The sequence below is a fragment of the Hyphomonas sp. ske169 genome, assembly GCF_056850855.1.
This window is the reverse complement of record NZ_CP096146.1, coordinates 2,166,104-2,183,394: the sequence shown is the minus strand read 5'-3', so window position 1 is coordinate 2,183,394 and position 17,291 is coordinate 2,166,104. Positions and strand designations below refer to the sequence as shown.

The 17,291-nt window shown below is 54.0% G+C and carries 13 protein-coding genes; 7 read left to right on the top strand and 6 right to left on the bottom strand.

All coding sequences use genetic code 11. The features are described 5' to 3' along the window. Positions 1–21: 21 nt before the first annotated feature. The 4 genes from dnaJ to MY069_RS10610 form a co-directional block, all read right to left on the bottom strand. Entirely contained in the window at positions 22–1,185 is a 1,164-nt protein-coding gene (dnaJ, locus tag MY069_RS10625; protein ID WP_482793760.1) for a molecular chaperone DnaJ, read from the bottom strand. Positions 1,186–1,270: 85 nt separating this feature from the next. Then, positions 1,271–5,797: a glutamate synthase large subunit gene (gltB, locus tag MY069_RS10620; protein ID WP_482793759.1), complete on the bottom strand. Its 4,527-nt coding sequence runs from the start codon at positions 5,795–5,797 to the stop codon at positions 1,271–1,273. Beyond that, entirely contained in the window at positions 5,790–6,233 is a 444-nt protein-coding gene (locus tag MY069_RS10615; RefSeq protein ID WP_482793758.1) for a GFA family protein, read from the bottom strand. The genes gltB and MY069_RS10615 overlap by 8 nt, the downstream gene beginning before the upstream one ends. A gap of 3 nt (positions 6,234–6,236) precedes the next feature. Then, entirely contained in the window at positions 6,237–7,682 is a 1,446-nt protein-coding gene (locus MY069_RS10610) for an NAD(P)-dependent oxidoreductase (protein WP_482793757.1), read from the bottom strand. A 234-nt stretch (positions 7,683–7,916) separates the two neighbouring features. Between MY069_RS10610 and MY069_RS10605 the strand changes: the two genes are divergently transcribed. From MY069_RS10605 to MY069_RS10595, 3 genes are all read left to right on the top strand, one after another. Beyond that, positions 7,917–8,768, top strand: a complete 852-nt coding sequence (locus MY069_RS10605; protein WP_482793756.1) for an undecaprenyl-diphosphate phosphatase — start codon at positions 7,917–7,919, stop codon at positions 8,766–8,768. Positions 8,769–8,838: 70 nt separating this feature from the next. After that, positions 8,839–9,684 (top strand): hypothetical protein, encoded by an 846-nt coding sequence (locus tag MY069_RS10600; protein ID WP_482793755.1) that lies wholly within the window; start codon positions 8,839–8,841, stop codon positions 9,682–9,684. Positions 9,685–9,822: 138 nt separating this feature from the next. After that, positions 9,823–10,428 carry an energy transducer TonB gene (locus tag MY069_RS10595; RefSeq protein ID WP_482793754.1) on the top strand — a complete coding sequence of 202 codons (606 nt, stop codon included), beginning with the start codon at positions 9,823–9,825 and terminating at the stop codon, positions 10,426–10,428. Positions 10,429–10,457: 29 nt separating this feature from the next. On the opposite strand, the gene MY069_RS10590 is transcribed toward MY069_RS10595, so the two are convergent. Both MY069_RS10590 and MY069_RS10585 read right to left on the bottom strand, forming a co-directional pair. Beyond that, a complete protein-coding gene (locus tag MY069_RS10590; protein WP_482793753.1) occupies positions 10,458–11,681 on the bottom strand; it encodes a glycosyltransferase in 1,224 nt (407 codons plus the stop codon). Between the two features lie 101 nt (positions 11,682–11,782). Beyond that, positions 11,783–13,039 (bottom strand): glycosyltransferase family 4 protein, encoded by a 1,257-nt coding sequence (locus MY069_RS10585; protein ID WP_482793752.1) that lies wholly within the window; start codon positions 13,037–13,039, stop codon positions 11,783–11,785. A gap of 138 nt (positions 13,040–13,177) precedes the next feature. On the opposite strand from MY069_RS10585, the gene MY069_RS10580 reads away from it, so the two are divergent. The 4 genes from MY069_RS10580 (at position 13,178) to MY069_RS10565 (ending at position 17,274) form a co-directional block, all read left to right on the top strand. After that, a complete protein-coding gene (locus MY069_RS10580; RefSeq protein ID WP_482793751.1) occupies positions 13,178–14,053 on the top strand; it encodes a glycosyltransferase family 2 protein in 876 nt (291 codons plus the stop codon). 79 nt (positions 14,054–14,132) lie between these two features. Next, on the top strand, positions 14,133–15,602 hold the full coding sequence (locus MY069_RS10575) for a hypothetical protein (protein ID WP_482793750.1): 1,470 nt from the start codon (positions 14,133–14,135) through the stop codon (positions 15,600–15,602). A 242-nt stretch (positions 15,603–15,844) separates the two neighbouring features. Beyond that, the gene (locus MY069_RS10570; RefSeq protein WP_482793749.1) at positions 15,845–16,522 is read left to right on the top strand and encodes a hypothetical protein; all 678 of its coding nucleotides are present in this window, start codon (positions 15,845–15,847) and stop codon (positions 16,520–16,522) included. 41 nt (positions 16,523–16,563) lie between these two features. After that, positions 16,564–17,274, top strand: a complete 711-nt coding sequence (locus MY069_RS10565; RefSeq protein ID WP_482793748.1) for an RraA family protein — start codon at positions 16,564–16,566, stop codon at positions 17,272–17,274. The last annotated feature ends 17 nt before the right edge of the window (positions 17,275–17,291 follow it).

Genomic DNA, 17,291 nt, shown 5'->3' with positions numbered 1-17,291 from the left:
AGCGATAAATCTCAGCGTACTTTAGTGCTTGGTCGCTTCGTCTTCGCTGCCAATACCGTCCCAGAATTTTTTCACGCGGCCCATAAAGCCTTCCGATTCTGGGTTGCAGTCTTTGCCTGAGCAATCGCAGAACTCGCGCAGGATTTCTTTTTGGCGGGCGGTGAGATTGCGCGGGGTTTCGACGAACATCTCAATATAGAGATCACCCGTTTGGTGATTGCCGCGTAGGCTTGGCATGCCTTTGCCGCGCAGGCGGAGCTTTCGGCCGGTCTGGGCGCCTTCAGGAATACTGACACGAGCGCGGCCGCCATCAATAGTCGGTATTTCCACCTCGCCGCCAAGCGACGCGGTGACCATGGAGACCGGGGTCCGGCAATAGAGATTAGGGCCATCGCGCTCAAAAATGTCATGTTCGTCGACATTTACGAAAATATAGAGATCGCCTTTCGGCCCGCCCTGCGCGCCAGGTTCGCCCTCACCTGAGAGCCGGATCCGCATGCCGGTCTCAACACCCGCTGGAATCTTAACTGACAGGTTGCGGTCTTCTTGAACTTGTCCGGCGCCGTGACAGGTTTTGCACGGCTTCGCGATCACCTGGCCTTTGCCGTTACAGCGGCCACAGGTGCGCTCCATAGTGAAAAAGCCCTGCTGCGCGCGCACACGTCCCGCGCCTTGGCAAGTTGGACAAGTCTCGGGGCTGGTCCCAGGTTCCGCGCCGCTGCCATCGCATGTGCCGCAATCGACCGCAGAGGGCACATTGATGGTCGCGTCCTTGCCGTTGAAGGCTTCTTCAAGCGAGATATCCATATCATAGCGCAAATCCGCGCCGCGCTGCGGACCGCCGCGGCGACGTCCGCCGCCGAAAGGATTGCCGCCAAAGACTTGGCTGAAAATGTCTTGGAAAATGTCGTTCGGGTCACCGCCGCCAAACGGGTTGCCACCACCGCCGCCCATGCCATTTTCAAACGCGGCGTGGCCAAAGCGGTCATAGGCCGCCTTCTTTTCAGCGTCTGATAAGACGGCATACGCTTCGCCGACTTCTTTAAACATGGCTTCAGCTTCAACATCATCCGGATTTTGGTCCGGGTGATATTTCATTGCCAGCTTCCGATAGGCGCTCTTAAGGGCCTTTTCGTCCGCATTTCGGTCTACGCCGAGCACGTCATAATAGTCGCGTTTGCTCATGAAGCGGGTACCTATTGTTCTAACTCTCTCTCGACCGCCAAGGTGGGGAGGTCCGAAGCGAAGTGCAAGGCCTTATACTGCAGGCCTAACCTACCTTTTGCTTTCCAGTGTCGCCAAGCACACGTTCAGAGATTTCCTTAGGCACAATCATCAAAGTGTCAGAGAGGGTTTGATCCCATTCATTGAGCAGCTCTGTGGCGCGCTGAGACCCTGTGCGTTCTCGATGAATTTCCAGCATCGTCTTGAACACATCCACATGTTTTTGATCCATCGTGCCGACGGCATACCAATCAATCGCATCTGGGTTTGCAACATGTTCAAACCGCTTTTCTGGGTCCCAGATATAGGCGACACCGCCGGTCATCCCGGCCCCAAAATTATCACCAACAGAGCCCAAGATCGCGACGCGGCCACCGGTCATATATTCGCAGCCATTTGCGCCGCAGCCTTCGACAACCGCTTCCGCGCCTGAGTTACGGACGCCGAAACGGACCCCCGCTTGCCCTGCCGCATAAAGATTGCCGCTGGTTGCGCCATAGAGACAAGTATTGCCGATAATGGTGTTTTCGCCGCTTTGGTAAGAGGCGTTCGCGGGCGGGCGAAGTTGGATAGTCGCGCCGGACAGGCCTTTGCCAACATAGTCATTCGCATCGCCAATCACGTCGAGCAGCAGCCCTTGCACACTAAACGCGCCTAGTGATTGGCCTGCACTTCCAGTCAGGCGAATGTGCAAGCGGCCCTCTGGCAACGCCTTCTCGCCAAATTTACGAACAATCGCGGAGCTAGACCGGGCGCCGATTGAGCGCTGAACGTTCTGCACTTCGTAAGTCAGCTGCATTTTCTCGCCGCGTGCGAAGAAAGGATCGCCATCGCGGAGGATTTGCGCGTCGAGCGTGTCGGGCACATCTTCGCGGCGATCCGGTTCATAGGTGACCGGCTCAGCTGTATCGACTTGCACGAGCAGCGGGTTCAAGTCCAAATCATCCAAGTGCGGAGCCCCGCGAGACACTTGCGCCAAGAGATCCGTCCGGCCGATTGCTTCATCCAGAGAGTTCAGGCCCAGCGACGCCAAAATCCGGCGCACATCTTCAGCAATGAAGCTCATCAGGTTGATGACTTTGTCGGCAGTGCCGGTGAACTTGGCTCGCAAAGACTCGTCCTGGGTACAGACGCCAACCGGGCACGTATTGGAGTGGCACTGACGCACCATGATACAGCCCATAGCCACCAAGCTGGCGGTGCCGATGCCATATTCTTCGGCACCGAGCATCGCGGCAATCACAATGTCTCGTCCGGTGCGCAGACCGCCATCGGTCCGCAAGGTGACTTTGTCGCGAAGATTGTTGAGGCTGAGCACTTGGTGCGCTTCAGCCAGCCCCATTTCCCACGGCAGCCCGGCATATTTGATACTGGTCTGCGGTGAGGCGCCGGTACCGCCAACCCCGCCTGCGATCAGGATCACGTCTGCCTTCGCCTTGGCCACACCCGCAGCGACCGTGCCGACGCCCGATTGCGCAACGAGTTTTACGCAAACCCGGCAGTCCGGATTGATCTGCTTAAGGTCGTAGATGAGCTGCGCCAGATCTTCGATCGAATAAATGTCATGATGGGGTGGCGGGCTGATCAGCGTCACACCCGGCGTAGAGTGGCGGTTTTTCGCAATGAACTCCGTCACTTTAAATCCAGGCAGTTGGCCACCTTCACCCGGCTTCGCGCCCTGGGCAACTTTGATTTCAACTTCGCGGCAATTGTTGAGATATTCTGCGGTGACACCGAACCGGCCAGAGGCCACTTGCTTGACCGCAGAGTTCATATTGTCGCCATTTGGCAAAGGCCGATAGCGCTCTCGCACTTCGCCGCCTTCGCCAGAAACAGACTTGGCACCAATCCGGTTCATCGCAACATTCAACGTGCCATGCGCTTCCGGGCTCAGCGCACCCAGCGACATGCCGGGCGTTACAAACCGTTTGCGGATTTCATTGACCGACTGCACCCGCTCAAGCGGCTCTTCCGGACCGGCCGGTTTGAAATCCAGAAGGTCGCGCAACTGGATGGGCTGGTCGCGTTTGTCGATGACTTGCGCATATTTTTCGAACAGGCTGTACTCACCCCGATCACAGGCAGCCTGCAACATATGGATCGAGTTGCCATCCAATGCGTGCGGTTCAGAACGCGCGCGCAGGCGATAGAAGCCGCCGACCGGCAAAGCGATGACGTCTTCATCGAACGCCTCTTCGTGACGGGTCACCGCATTTTCTTCGATACCGGCCAGGCCAAGCCCAGAAATCCGGCTCGCCAGGCCTGGGAAATAGTCGGCCACAAGCGCCCGCGACAGACCCAGCGCTTCAAAATTATAGCCGCCGCGATAGGAAGAAATCACCGAGATCCCCATCTTGGACATGATCTTCAGCAGGCCAGCTTCGATGGCTTTTTTGAAGTTCAACACCGCTTCGCCAAGCGAGATATCGCCAAGCAAGCCGCGCGCATGGCGGTCAGCGATCGCGTCTTGAGCGAGATAGGCATTCACGCAAGTCGCGCCAACGCCGATCAGCACCGCGAAATAGTGCGTGTCGATACATTCTGATGAGCGCACCGTGATCGAACAGAACGACCGCAAACCTTGGGCAACCAGGTGCGAGTGTACCGCGCCCGTCGCCAAGATCATCGGGATCGCAACATGGGTATCGCCTTGGGTTTCATCGGTGAGAACAATATGCTCTCGCCCTGCCCGCACCGCATCCTCGGCTTCTTGGCGAATGCGCGCCAGCGCTTGTTTCAGCGCGCCGCCATCGCCGGTGGCATCGTCCAGCTCGAATGTACAATCGATTTTCTGGACACCTTTGCCGAGCATGGCCGTCAGTCGCTCATACATCCCCGTCGACAGGACCGGACTTTCGAGCACGAACACGTCTTGCTGAGTCTCATCTGTGGTCAGGACATTGCCAAGATTTTTGAACCGCGTTTTCAAGCTCATCACGCGGTCTTCGCGCAAGGGGTCGACCGGCGGGTTGGTCACCTGGCTGAAATTCTGACGGAAGAAGTGCGAGAGCGGCCGGAACTGTTCAGACAGGACCGCCACCGGGCTGTCATCGCCCATTGAGCCAATCGCTTCTTTGCCATTCTCTGCCATTGGCGCGAGGATCAGCTCAAGCGTTTCAAGGGTGAAGCCCGCCACTTTCTGGCGGCGCATCATCATCTCTGTTTCAAACAGGCGCGGTTCTGGTCCAGGGCCGATCTCCGGGTCGAGATCGCGCACGTTTTTGAGCCATTTCTCATATGGATGCTCTTCGGCGAGCTCGTCGACAATTTCTTCATGCTCGTAGAATTTGCCGTTTTGCAGATCCGCTGCGATCATGCCGCCCGCTTGCACATGGCCGCGGCGAACAACTTCATGTCCCGAAAGTGGGCACATACCAGTTTCAGACCCTACCGCGAGAATGCCGTCACCCGTCAGCGCATAGCGCAGCGGCCGCAAACCATTACGGTCCAGACCTGCCACCGCCCAGCGGCCATCATAAGCGCAGACCGCTGCCGGTCCGTCCCAAGGCTCCATCACCGAGTTGCAATAGGCATAAAGCGCTGCGTGTTTTTCAGGCATGATCGAGGCGCGTTTTGACCAGGCTTCGGGGATCAGAAGCGCTTTCGTCATTGGGGCCGTGCGGCCTGCCTTACAAAGGATTTCGAACACCGCATCGAGCGCGCCGGAGTCTGAGCTGCCTTGGGGTGCCACAGGCTTCACATCGTCGACATAGTCACCAAAGGTTCCAGAGACCATTTTGATCTCATGGCTTTTCATCCAGTTGAGATTGCCGCGCAGCGTGTTGATCTCGCCATTATGAGCGAGCATGCGGAACGGTTGGGCCAGCGCCCACTGGGGAAATGTGTTGGTCGAGTAGCGCTGGTGATAAATCGCAACCGCGGACTCAAAGCGCTCATCTTTTAGATCGAGATAGAAATTATCGATATCCTCGGCGAGGAACATGCCTTTATAGATCAGCGACTTGTGGCTGAGCGAGCAGATATAGAAGCTTGGAATACCGGCTTCACGCGCCCGGCGCTCAATCCGGCGGCGACAGATATAAAGCGCGCGCTCAAGCTCTTCTGGATCGCGGCCGCGATCATCGCGGAACATGATTTGTTCAATTTCGGGACGCGTATCTTGCGCCTTCTGACCAATGATCGAGACATCGACCGGCGGTTGGCGCCAGCCATAGATATAGAAGCCGAAATGCAGGATTTCCGTTTCAACAATTGCCCGCGCCGCTTCTTGCTGACCGAGATCCGTACGCGGCAAGAAGATTTGACCGACACAGATCGGGTCCTCTGTTGGTTCATGGCCGCAGCGGCTGACTTGATAGCGGAAGAATTCCTGCGGGACTTCAACGCGGATGCCGGCCCCATCGCCGGTTTTGCCATCCGCATCGACGGCACCGCGGTGCCAAACATTCTTCAGGGCCTTAATACCCATCTCGACGATCTCGCGCCGCGGCTTGCCGTCGAGCGCTGCCACAAGGCCAACCCCACAAGCGCTGTGCTCGTCTTCAGGATTATAGGCGTGCGCATCGATCAGGCGCTGACGATTGTCTTGATAATTGCGAACAAAATCAGTCATTGTTTTGTTGCTCCGCTTGGTATTTTTCGAACCGCTCAAACATTTGCGCGCTGGTGATCCGCGGCGCGTCTGTATCGAAGCGATAATAATCAGGTTGTTCGTCGACGAAGATTTCTTCGTGAATGGTGAGGCCTTCAGGCAGGTCAAACAGACCCGCCTGGCTGCTGTGGATAACGTCAGAACCGGTCAGGTGATAATACAATGTCGTGCCGCAATTGCTGCAGAAGGCGCGCTCTGCCCAGTCCGAGCTCTGAAACGCTTTGATCTGTTCTTTGCCCGCTACAATATGCACGCCTTGCTCAAAAGAGGCCGCCATGGCGGGGCTACCGTGCCAACGCCGACACATATCGCAATGGCAGATTTCGAGTTTTGGCGCTCCGCGGCCTTCCAACTGAACCGCGCCGCACAAACAATGTCCTTTATGAATTTCTGCCATATCTTACTCCGCCGCAACTTTGCGCTGTTTGGCGTTCGCGCGCATCGCTTTGTGCATTTGCTCTGCTGCCTCGCGCCCATCAACGATGGCCCAGACAACCAGCGAGGCGCCGCGCACGATATCGCCCGCCGCATAGACGCCCGGCAGACTGGTCTCCATCGTCTTAAAGTCGACTTGGATCGCGCCCCATCGGTTCACTCGTAGCGCGGATTCATCAAATAGAACCGGCAAGTCTTCAGGATCAAACCCGAGCGCTTTGATCACGATATCCGCCTTCATATCGACGGTTTCGTCCGTCTTTTCAGGCGACTGACGACCAGACGCATCTGGCGCACCAAGCTTCATCCGGCGCACTTTCACGCCTTTAACCTTGTTCGCTTTGGTATGCAGCACGGCATCAGGGCCAGAGAGCCATTCGAATTTGACGCCCTCTTCTTCGGCATTCGCCACCTCGCGTTGCGAGCCTGGCATGTTCGCGCGGTCGCGACGATAGAGACAGGTGACCGATTTCGCGCCCTGGCGCACCGCTGTACGGACACAATCCATCGCCGTGTCCCCGCCACCAATCACGATAACGCGCTTACCGTCTGCATTGAGCTCTCCGGTTTCAAACCGGTCCACGCTGTCACCGAAGCTGACACGGTTCGAGGCGGTTAAGTAATCCAGCGCTGGGTGAACCCCGTCAGCGCCGACGCCCGGCACTTTCAGATCCCGCGCTTTGTAAACACCCGTCGCGATCAAAACGGTGTCATGACTGTCGCGAATTTCATTTAGGCTAATCTCTTGGCCGACATCGCAATTGAACCGGAAGGTGATCCCGCCCTCTTCCAGCAATTTGATCCGGCGCTCGACAATGTCTTTTTCGAGCTTGAAGCCGGGAATGCCATAGACCAACAAACCGCCGCCGCGATCATAGCGGTCATAAACAGTCACTTGATAGCCTTTACGGCGAAGTTGCTCTGCCGCCGCCAGTCCGCCTGGCCCCGCGCCGATAATGCCTGCCGATTGCTTTCGCTCGCGCGGCGGTGCAATCGGTTTGACCCAGCCCTTGTCCCATGCCGTGTCAGTGATGTGGCGCTCGATGGAGCCGATGGTCACCGTGCCGTGCCCGGATTGTTCGATCGTACAAATGCCTTCGCACAGCCGGTCTTGCGGACAAATCCGGCCACAGATTTCCGGCATATTATTGGTCGCGCTTGAGACGGCATAGGCCTCCTCCAACCGATCCTCGGCTGCGAGTTTGAGCCAATCTGGGATATTATTCTGAAGCGGACAGCCTTGCTGGCAGAACGGAACCCCACATTGCGAACAGCGCGATGCTTGGTCGCGCGCAGCCTTTTGGGCATAATCGCCATAAATCTCATTAAAGTCGGTTTTGCGCGTTTTCGCCGAACGCTTTTTCGGCATCGCGCGATCAACTTTGATGAATTTCAGCATCTTTTCTGCCATAACGAGCTCCCAAGGGTAGAGGCTTGCTTATGCGCAATGATAATCGGGGCAGCAAGGGTGAATTCTACCTTTCTATATCATTATGGTATTTATTCACTGCCTTGAATGAGCCAAAACGATGTACACAGATAGGCATAGAATGAAAATATATCACATCAATATATTTATTTGAGCCGTGCGTGTTGGCGCGAATTATGCGAGACCGCGTCATTAATCGAAATCTGTGGGTTCTTGATGTCACTGCTTCAACTCATAATTATCGCGTTGGTTCAAGGCGTGACGGAATGGCTTCCAATTTCGTCTTCCGGGCACGTGCTGCTCGCGGCAAACTTATTCACGCTTGAAGGGCGCGACGAACTTCTGATCAATGCTGTGTCGAACCTAGGCACCCTCGCCGCGATGCTGATTTACTTCCGAAAAGACGTCTTGGCAGCCACGCGCGGAGGGTTCGAGCTGCTCGGCGCAGGGGTCAGCAAACAACCCCTCTCGCGAGGCGCCCATCTCGCGCTATGCATTATTGTCGCGACCCCACTCGCACTGGTGGCCGCTATAGCTCATGAAATGTTTGTTCCAGACAGCATTCAAGCCAATCTTCGCAGCGTTTGGACTGTCGCTGGGGCGACGATCGGCTTTGGCCTGCTTCTATGGTGGGCCGATGTCGCAGGCGGAAAAACGAGAACCGAAGCGGATATGACAATCGGGCACGCGGTGATGATCGGCGCCACCCAAGCAATTGCCGCCTTAATCCCGGGTACTAGCCGGTCTGGGATCACCATGACCGCAGCCCGCGCCCTTGGTTATGAGCGCACCGAAGCAGCGCGGTTTTCGATGCTAATCGGCGCCCCAATTTTGGCAGCAGCTGGACTTTATGGTGCCGTTGGATTGCTGAGTGCAGACATCACAGGTGGGGTCGTCACGCCGCAAGACGGATTAATCGTCGCCGCGCTAGCTTTTGTCTCTGGCCTCGCCTCGATCCATGCTTTGATGACGTTGATCAAGCGGATGAGCTTTCTCCCCTTTGTCATCTACCGGCTCTTGCTAGGGTTCGGACTCATTCTCGCCGCACCCATTCTGGGATTGATTTAATTGAAGAAAATTCTGTCCTGACACTTTTTTACTGGCGTCTTGGCACGATCATCCTTTTATAAGACGGGATATGTCGAAAAGTGCGGACCACTGGTCCAGCCAATCTGATCGAGTAGTGATGACGCGCCGAGAAAAGAAAAGCGAAAGCTTAGACATCCGACTGCCATTCCAACAGAAGCAAGACTTCATGGCGGCGACAAAGCAAAGAGGCGAAACCGCCTCGCAAGCTCTGCGACGATACATTGCTGACTATATCGAGGAGGCTCGACTGGCCGAACAACCCCATCCGGTCCAGGAGATCACTATGACCCTCGCACGACATCGATTTAAAACCCTCGCCACCGCCGCCGGCGCGGCCATTGGCGTCTTCTCTGTCACCGCCCTGCCATCCGCCGCAGATTCAACCGCATTTGAAGCACTCGATAAGAATAAGGACGGCGTGCTGACAGAAGGCGAAATCGCGCCTGGCTATGACGCTGACATTATCCAAAAGCTCGACACTGACGGGTCAGGCGGGGTCAGCCAAGCCGAACTCGAAGCCGCGGGAGACCATATCGTCATCCATGACAGCGAGGTAGATTCCGAAGAAGACGGCAAAACAGTCACTCGTAAAACCATGAAAGTCCTCAAGTTTAGTGATTCAGAGGATGGCGATATTCATGGCGAACTGACCACAGAAGTCGACAAGAAGATCACCATCAAACGCATGGGATCAGGCTCTGAACTGTCTGAAGAAGAACTCGAAGCGCTTATCGCAAAAGCGCTCGAAGACGTTGAAGGTGATTTCGATATGGATATCGATCACGACACCGAGACCATTTATGAAGACATCAGCGAGTCCGGTGACAAACGGATTATCGTAAAACGGATCAAGCGGACAGAAACAAGCACAAGCTCAGAGACTGAAGCCGAGTAATCCATGCTGGCTTAGGCAAAACACGAACACCGAAAGCCTGTCCGGACACGAAAAGTCTGGCGTATGAACGGGCTTTCGGTTTTCATGACGCATCGAAGCGGTCCTGACATAAGGACCGGCAATCCTTCGGAGAGCGGCATGACCAAACAGCGCCCGGAAAAGAAGACAGAAATGATTGAAGTGCGGCTGCCGCACTCTAAGAAAGCAGCTTTTAAGCGCGCGTGCGAGGAAGAAGGGATTTCCGTCAGCTACGCTGTGCGGACCTTTGTCGATGCCTATCTCCGACGATCTCGCCGGATGAAAGTCAAACGTATCGCAAAGGACATTTCGATGACCCTCATCCGCAACCCGCTTAAAACGACAGGCGGCCTCAGCGCCGCTCTGACCGCAGCTTTCGGCATCGCTACACTTGCCACAGCACCGAGCTTCGCCGACCGCGACGCTCAACCCATCGATCTTCCCAGGCCCGAATACCCAATCGACTTGGCAAAGCAGGGAGTCAGCGCACATTGTGACAATTATTTTGATGTCAGCCCGGAAGGCTATGTCATCAATCTAGAGGTTAAATGCGGACATCCAGGTTTTGTTGACTCATCGCGCAACGCTGTCGCAAGCCTCAAATTCGAACCGAAAATGGTAGATGGCGTCGCGGTTAAACGAAAAGGGGTGGTGTATCCGCTGGTGTTCCAAATGGCGGACGATGAGGACAATCTGATGCCGCCATTGATGCCCAATTCCGAATAACCCTCTTTTATCGCCGCTCTAGTCGAGCGTTACGCTTCCTGCAGCTTTCTATTGAATAGCTCGACAAATGATTGCGCCCATTTAATCGGCGTGTTGGTGATATGGTGGGCGCGCTCGAAGGCATTGCAGCTGGTCTCAAGGACCAGGTCATTGTCATTGCTGAATCGATCGAGAACGTTCGCCAGATCGCTTGAATCACTCGGGTCAAAAACCGATCCAAGATTGAGATCCCTGACCTGTTCGGAAAGCGTACTTGGGTCCGAAATAATGATTGGCAGCCCGCTTTGCGCGGCCTCCGCAACGACGAGGCCATAAGGCTCTCGCCAGCGCCCTGGAACAACCAGCGCGCGCGCTGTTTTCGCATGGTCTACAAGCTGATCGCGTGAGCAAAAGCCATAGAAGCTTGCTTGGTCATGCTGATTTTCCAAACTGTCGCGCAGCGGACCTTCTCCCGCAAAGGAGACCGTAACGCCTGACAATCTGGCCGCTTCAACTAGAATATCGGCGCCCTTTTCCTCGGTTAAGCGGCCGATATATAGGAAATTGTCATTTGCCTCAGCTTCGATCCGCATGTCGGTATAAGGCACAGAGGGGTTCGGAATACTGGTCAAGTTTTTCGGCGTAAAACCCGCCTCGCGCATGAGTTTTTCCATACCTTCATGCAAGCATACGAAACTCATGGGGCTATTGGCAAAATCCGCAAAGTGATTGAGGCTGACCTGACGCGCCATTCTCCACATTTTGTGACCGCGACCGCGCCGGTCGCAATTGCTCGCCCAACACGCCGCAGACATCGGCTTCAGCGAACAGGCTTCGCGCTTTTGAAAATTCACCAATCCGCCATTCGGACAGATATTGAAGAAATCATGACAAGACACGACGGTCCGACTCGCGACTGATTCGAGTGCCGCAAAGACACTCGGCGACAATATCTGGGCCCAATTGTGCAAATGGTATCCGGTATCCGGCGTATCGTTTTGAGCGATAAATTCCTGAATCTGTTTGGAAGCGCGTTGGTTGTAAATTCCATTGACGAAGGTTTTCGCGGACACTTCCGAAGCTAAGCTAGGGTGAGACAATGCGACCACATTGATACCATAGCGCATCAGGCTCCGATCATCATTGGCGCCAGTAATATAGGTAACTTTATATCCGAGCTTACGATACTGAATCGCGCTCAGTCTCGCGAGTTCAGTCGCCCCGCCTCGAGCTTCGATTTTATCATGTATTACGACTATGTGACGCAGTTTCATTATAGTCAGTCCCCGTGACAGACCGTACAAACTGCAAGAACTATTCCATTTGGCCTACAAACCCTGTCACTATTGACGACTAGGCTCGGCTGCCACCCTAATTATATGGCCATTTGAGGCGTTTTTGCCCCGGTTGCAGATCCAATTCTTGCCTGCATGATGTCGATAAATTTCTGTGCCCAGTCATCCGGCGACGAGCAGATTGCATGGGCGTTCGCGAATGCGTTTTCACTCATAGTCCGAGTCAATTCATCATTCTTAGTCCATGACGACAATCGGCCCGCCAAATCTCCCGGCTTTAGTGGGTCAAACACTGAACCCATTTCTCGAGAATTGATTTCTCCGGACAACATACTTTGCTTAGAAATCAAAACTGGAATGCCGCTCAGCGCTGCCTCGGCGACCACTAAGCCGAACGGTTCTCTAACCCGGCTAGGGACAATAATACCGCGAGCCTTCTGGGCATATTTTTCGATCGCTGCATGGTCGCAAAATCCAGCAAATTCCGCTTCGGGATATTTGGCTTTGAGTTCATCTTCCAAATCGCCCTCGCCAATGATCATCATTGGCACCCCGGCCTGGTGCGCTTCTTTTAGCGCGATATCCGCTCCTTTTTCAGCCGACAGGCGCCCAACAAAGAGGAATGGTTTATTTTGTTCGCAGGGGACACGGCCATTTGTGTAAGCGCTGGCTGGGTTAGGAACGCTGGTAAGCAAAGGCGGATTAAAGCCTACGGAACGCAACAAGTCCGTCATGCCTTCATGTAAGCTGACAAATGTCATTTCGCTTTCATCAAACCGGGCAAGCCGATTAAGGTTCACCTGGCGCAGCATTCGCCAGTATTTATGTACAGTCCCGCGCCGATCGCACTGACTCAGCCAACATTCTTTCGACATCGGCTTGAGCGAACAGGGCGCGCCCGTCGGGAAGTGCAGTAATCCACCGTTTGGACAGGCATTAAACAAGTCATGGCATGAAACAACCGTGCGGTTGGCCACCGGCGACAGGGCCGAAAAAATTCCCGGTGACAGTATTTGGGCCCAATTGTGAAGATGGTACGCTGTCGAGTCTGTATCGTTTCGTTTGATCCATTGAGACACACGTTTTGCAGCATGAGAATTGTAGAGCCCGCTTGTGATCGCTTCAAATCGCGGCTGCTGCCGAAGCATGGCTTGCCCCAAGCCGATGGTTTCGATGCCATACTCACTTAGGCTTCCATCGTCTGGAACTCCGGTAATGAAAACAACGTCGTACCCCATCGCACGATAGCGTATTGCAGACAGTCGTGCGAGGCTTGTCGCGCCACCAATCGCGTCTAGTGTATCATGCAATACGACTATGCGGTTCAGCTTACTCATTCCCCACCTTTTCTCGCATCAGAAAAACCATGCATTCTGCGCGCCAACTCTAACTTAAGATGGCATATGTTTTGCTGTCCCCGTATCAACAGCCAAATACTCAACCTCGCCGAGAGTTCAATAGAGGACAAAAAATTTATGTCGACCATTGCCGTAGCGATTGCGTCTTTAGGACGACCAGAATCTTTGGGCGAAGTCCTAATGTGTCTGAAGTCACAGAGCCGACATGCTGACCGAATTGTTCTCTCTGTGACAAGCGAAGCGGATTTACCGGCCGATTTTAACGATCCTGATGTCGAAATTATCATGGGATCAAAAGGCGCAAGCACGCAACGCAATCGCGCCTTGGATCACCTTGGATCCAGTGTCGACTATGTCATTTTCTATGATGACGATTATGTGCCATCCCGCTTTGCGATCGAGAACCTGATTTCCTTCTTCGACCAAAACCCAGATATTGTTGGCGCAATGGGGAATACGTTTAAAGACGGGATCGGCGGACCGGGATACTCATTCGCGAAAGCCTCTCGAATGGTTCAGGAAAAAGATTCCGAGCCGGCCCCGACACCCGAAATCTATAAAGACGTTTCGGGATTGTATGGATGCAATATGGCGTTTCGAAATGAAGCGATTGGAACAGTGAGATTCGATGAGAACCTGCCAATGTACAGTTGGTTGGAAGACAATGATTTTTCGAACCAACTTCTAGGTCGCGGCCGGCTGGTTCATACCAACGCTTTTTGGGGCGTTCACTGCGGCATCAAAAAGGCGAGATCACCCGGTTTAAGGCTCGGATATTCGCAAATCGCAAACCCAATATATCTCAGCCGGAAAGGCACCTTGCCTTGGCCGAAAGCCCTACACTTGATGAGTCGAAATTTCCTCGCCAATCATGCCAAAACCTTAGCACCTGAACCGTGGGTCGATCGCTGGGGTCGCGCTAAGGGGAATTGGTTGGCGATCCGACACATCTTCTCGGGAAAGCTTGACCCAACGCATATTACCAATCTTTAGCGTCGAGTAGTGTTTTTGGGCGATTAGAAATGAACCGACCGAATTCCGCAGCAGAGTTAAATAGAAAGTCGATGTCCAATTGAGCGTTTCAATTATCGGTATTATCATTGCTGCCTTGGCAGCGCTTTCGGTGCTTCGGTCTTCTGCTTTAGCGCTAACCATCGTTTGCTGCGCCGGACTCTTGCAAGCGGCTTCGGCGATGGCGTTCGGCCCTGCAAACATCACACCTGGCCACCTTAGTTTGCTGTTCTTTGGCGCCGCTGTCCTAATTCGAGAACGCTCCATTGCGTTTGGGTCGCTCGCGCTTCAGCCGGGGCGTCCGGGTATGACCTTGCTACTGCTGAGCATATGGGCCTTGGTTTCGAGCGTTGTCCTTCCTCGTTTGTTTTCAGGGTCGTTCTTGGTGTTCCCGCTGGCAGCGCAAACCCGCGGCATTATCGAGGTCCCGCTGCAAGCCACCAGTTCTAATTTCAATCAGGCCGTCTACTTCCTGGCTGGTATCATTGTCTTCGCGATGGTGTCTTCCATGGCACGCAGCGCACAGATGATCGAACGCGCAGCGATGGCGATCATCATATGTACGTTTGTAAACTTTATTATCGTTTTCATTGATACAGTCACCTTCGCGGCGGGACTCTCTTCGCTTTTGGATTTCATCCGAAACGCCGACTATGCTCAGCTGTTTTCGCATCAATTTATGGGCATTAAACGGGTCACCGGTTCGTTTCCTGAAGCCTCTTCATTCGCGACCACTTCAGTAGGATTGTTCGCGTTCAGTTTCCGGTTGTGGAGAGCTGGGGTAAAGCCGCGCCTCACCGGGATCGCCGCTTTGCTGACATTCGTCGCGCTACTATTTACGTTCTCCTCAACAGCCTATGCTGCGATCGCCGTCTATCTCGCATTTGCTTATGCCGTCACGCTCACGGGCATGGATATTCAGCGGACGAGAAACCCGTTCTCCGCAGTCAATAAGCGACTGTTTATCGCCGTCGGGCCATTGCTTGCTTTGCTGGGCGCAATTGCAATCGCGATCGCGCCAGAAATCCTCGACCCGATTGTGAAGACGTTCGATAATTCGATCGCGAGCAAGCTTGGCAGTGCGAGCGGGATTGAACGGACATCTTGGAACATGGGCGGGTTGAATGCCTTCGTGCAGACCCTCGGATTAGGCGCCGGAACGGGGAGCGTTCGCACATCAAGTTTCGTTGTAGGTGTGCTCGCAAATTTGGGGATTATTGGCGCCATCCTGTTTGGTGTCTTCTTCTACCAATTGTTCAGATTTAAGCCCGAACTGAACACGCCCTGGGCCACCGAAGATAGTGTCCACTACGCATCTGCTGCCCGCGCGGGATGTATCAACATCTTGATTGCGTCTTCTATCTCAGGGTCTTCAGTTGATTTAGGCATCCACTTTTATGTCATGGCGGGGATCGCTTGCGCGTCGCTATTCTACCAAAAGGCCAGCCGCTTCCCACTCAATCCAAACGCGCCAGCTCACGAGCCGAATGGAGTTGTCGCAGCGTTGATTCCGAACAAACGATTTGTCTGATGTTAGACCCGCATCGTGGGCCGCCACCTGAGCGCAAAAATTTTGCTCAAATTTTAAGCAGAGACGGCCAATATTCTCCTACGAGGTGAAAGTCCCTGCTTTAGGAAGAATACCTATTGCACTTCAGATTTCGGAGGAGCATAGATAGCCACTGTCTGACAAGTCTAGCTGGGTGGCGAAGGCATCAGGCATCAAACGAGCAGAAGCTCTGTGTATTGTAGCATCCAGAATTGGGGGGTGAAATGGTCTTCAAATATAATCCTGGCGACGCTCACGAAGAGTTCGTGAACAAAGGTTATGTTCATCTGAAAGATCTTTTGGATGACGGTTTTTTGAACCATCTCCAAAGCCACTATCAAGAATCCTTGAAAAGTGCGCAGAACGAGAAAGAAGACTGGAAGGTCTACGGCAAAAAACGCCAATATTTATTCGATTTTCCATCTGACAAAGACGCCATCGAATTCCGTGACGGAATGGCCGCTTTGCTCGGATATGACAAAGACGCGCTGACGATTTCAGAACGTCACCTCAAAGTCTATGACGCAGCCGCGGAAGATTATCCCGCGCCTCACAAGGATCGCGCAGCGTCTTCCGTGTCGATCGGACTTCCTGTCTTCTTGCCGGAAGGTTCGACAGTTTGTGTTTTTCCAGAATTGGATTTCGGACCGAACCCGGAAGAACGCGCAGTGTTCATGACCGATCGCGATCATCCTGATTTAGCTCAGATCTACGAGTTGGAAAAAGCCATAACCCTCAATGAAAAAGTTGGCGATCTGGTTGTCTTTCTGGGGTCTTCAATTTTCCACGAGCGTGTAAAAGCCGCTGGTGCTGCAATCCTGTACATTAAAGTCAATCAGGACGGTCGTGACCCGCTGGGCGAGAATATCTTTGGGAAGATCGCCGATACCGAGTCGGTATAGCGCTTGCATCCAAAAAATAGAGAAAAGTAGACGAGGATAGCATGGCTGAGAAACTCAAGTCAGCGGAGATGACGCCTGGACCTGGCTTCATGATCCGTTCGGATTTTGACCGCCCATCGCCCGATCTGATTAGCAAGTTTTCCGACTTTGAAACTGCCGATGTTTCCGACGCGATGAACCGCTTATACGCGATGAGCGGCAAGCTTCGAAACTTATCAAACGACAAAGAACTGCTTGGGCCAGCGCTCACCGTGAAGCTATACCCCGGCGATAATTTGATGATCCACAAAACGCTGGACATTGCCAAACCCGGCGACGTGGTCGTGGTGGATTGCAGCGGTGCCATGACGAATGCTGTGTTCGGCGATCTGGTGGCGAATAAAGCCAAACATCGGGGCATTGCAGGCTTCATCATTGATGGCTTGATCAGAGATGTCGACGGCGTCCGCGAGACAGGTTTACCCGTCTATGCGCGCGGCGTGACCCCGTTCGGCCCTCTTCATCGCGGTCCAGGCGAGATCAACACACCGGTCTCTTGCGGCGGCGTAGTTGTGAACCCAGGCGATATCATCAAAGCAGATGCAACCGGCATCGCAGTGGTTCCGAAAGACTATGGACCTGAAATCCTGTCGCGACTTCAAGCCAGCAAAGACCGGCAAGCCGCTTATGTTGAAAGTGTCAAACGCGGCGATTTCTCAAACGCCTGGGTTGATGATCAACTTCGCGATACTGATTGCGCATTTATCGAATAGATGGCGTAGTTTCGCGA

Bases quoted from the DNA above. Each gene is read 5' to 3' on its own strand.
- MY069_RS10595 (WP_482793754.1), top strand. From the start codon at position 9,823: ATGACCAAACAGCGCCCGGAAAAGAAGACAGAAATGATTGAAGTGCGG.
- MY069_RS10605 (WP_482793756.1), top strand. From the start codon at position 7,917: ATGTCACTGCTTCAACTCATAATTATCGCGTTGGTTCAAGGCGTGACG.
- gltB (WP_482793759.1), bottom strand. From the start codon at position 5,797: ATGACTGATTTTGTTCGCAATTATCAAGACAATCGTCAGCGCCTGATC.
- MY069_RS10600 (WP_482793755.1), top strand. From the start codon at position 8,839: ATGTCGAAAAGTGCGGACCACTGGTCCAGCCAATCTGATCGAGTAGTG.
- MY069_RS10585 (WP_482793752.1), bottom strand. From the start codon at position 13,039: ATGAGTAAGCTGAACCGCATAGTCGTATTGCATGATACACTAGACGCG.
- MY069_RS10615 (WP_482793758.1), bottom strand. From the start codon at position 6,233: ATGGCAGAAATTCATAAAGGACATTGTTTGTGCGGCGCGGTTCAGTTG.
- MY069_RS10565 (WP_482793748.1), top strand. From the start codon at position 16,564: ATGGCTGAGAAACTCAAGTCAGCGGAGATGACGCCTGGACCTGGCTTC.
- MY069_RS10580 (WP_482793751.1), top strand. From the start codon at position 13,178: ATGTCGACCATTGCCGTAGCGATTGCGTCTTTAGGACGACCAGAATCT.
- MY069_RS10590 (WP_482793753.1), bottom strand. From the start codon at position 11,681: ATGAAACTGCGTCACATAGTCGTAATACATGATAAAATCGAAGCTCGA.
- MY069_RS10570 (WP_482793749.1), top strand. From the start codon at position 15,845: ATGGTCTTCAAATATAATCCTGGCGACGCTCACGAAGAGTTCGTGAAC.
- MY069_RS10610 (WP_482793757.1), bottom strand. From the start codon at position 7,682: ATGGCAGAAAAGATGCTGAAATTCATCAAAGTTGATCGCGCGATGCCG.
- dnaJ (WP_482793760.1), bottom strand. From the start codon at position 1,185: ATGAGCAAACGCGACTATTATGACGTGCTCGGCGTAGACCGAAATGCG.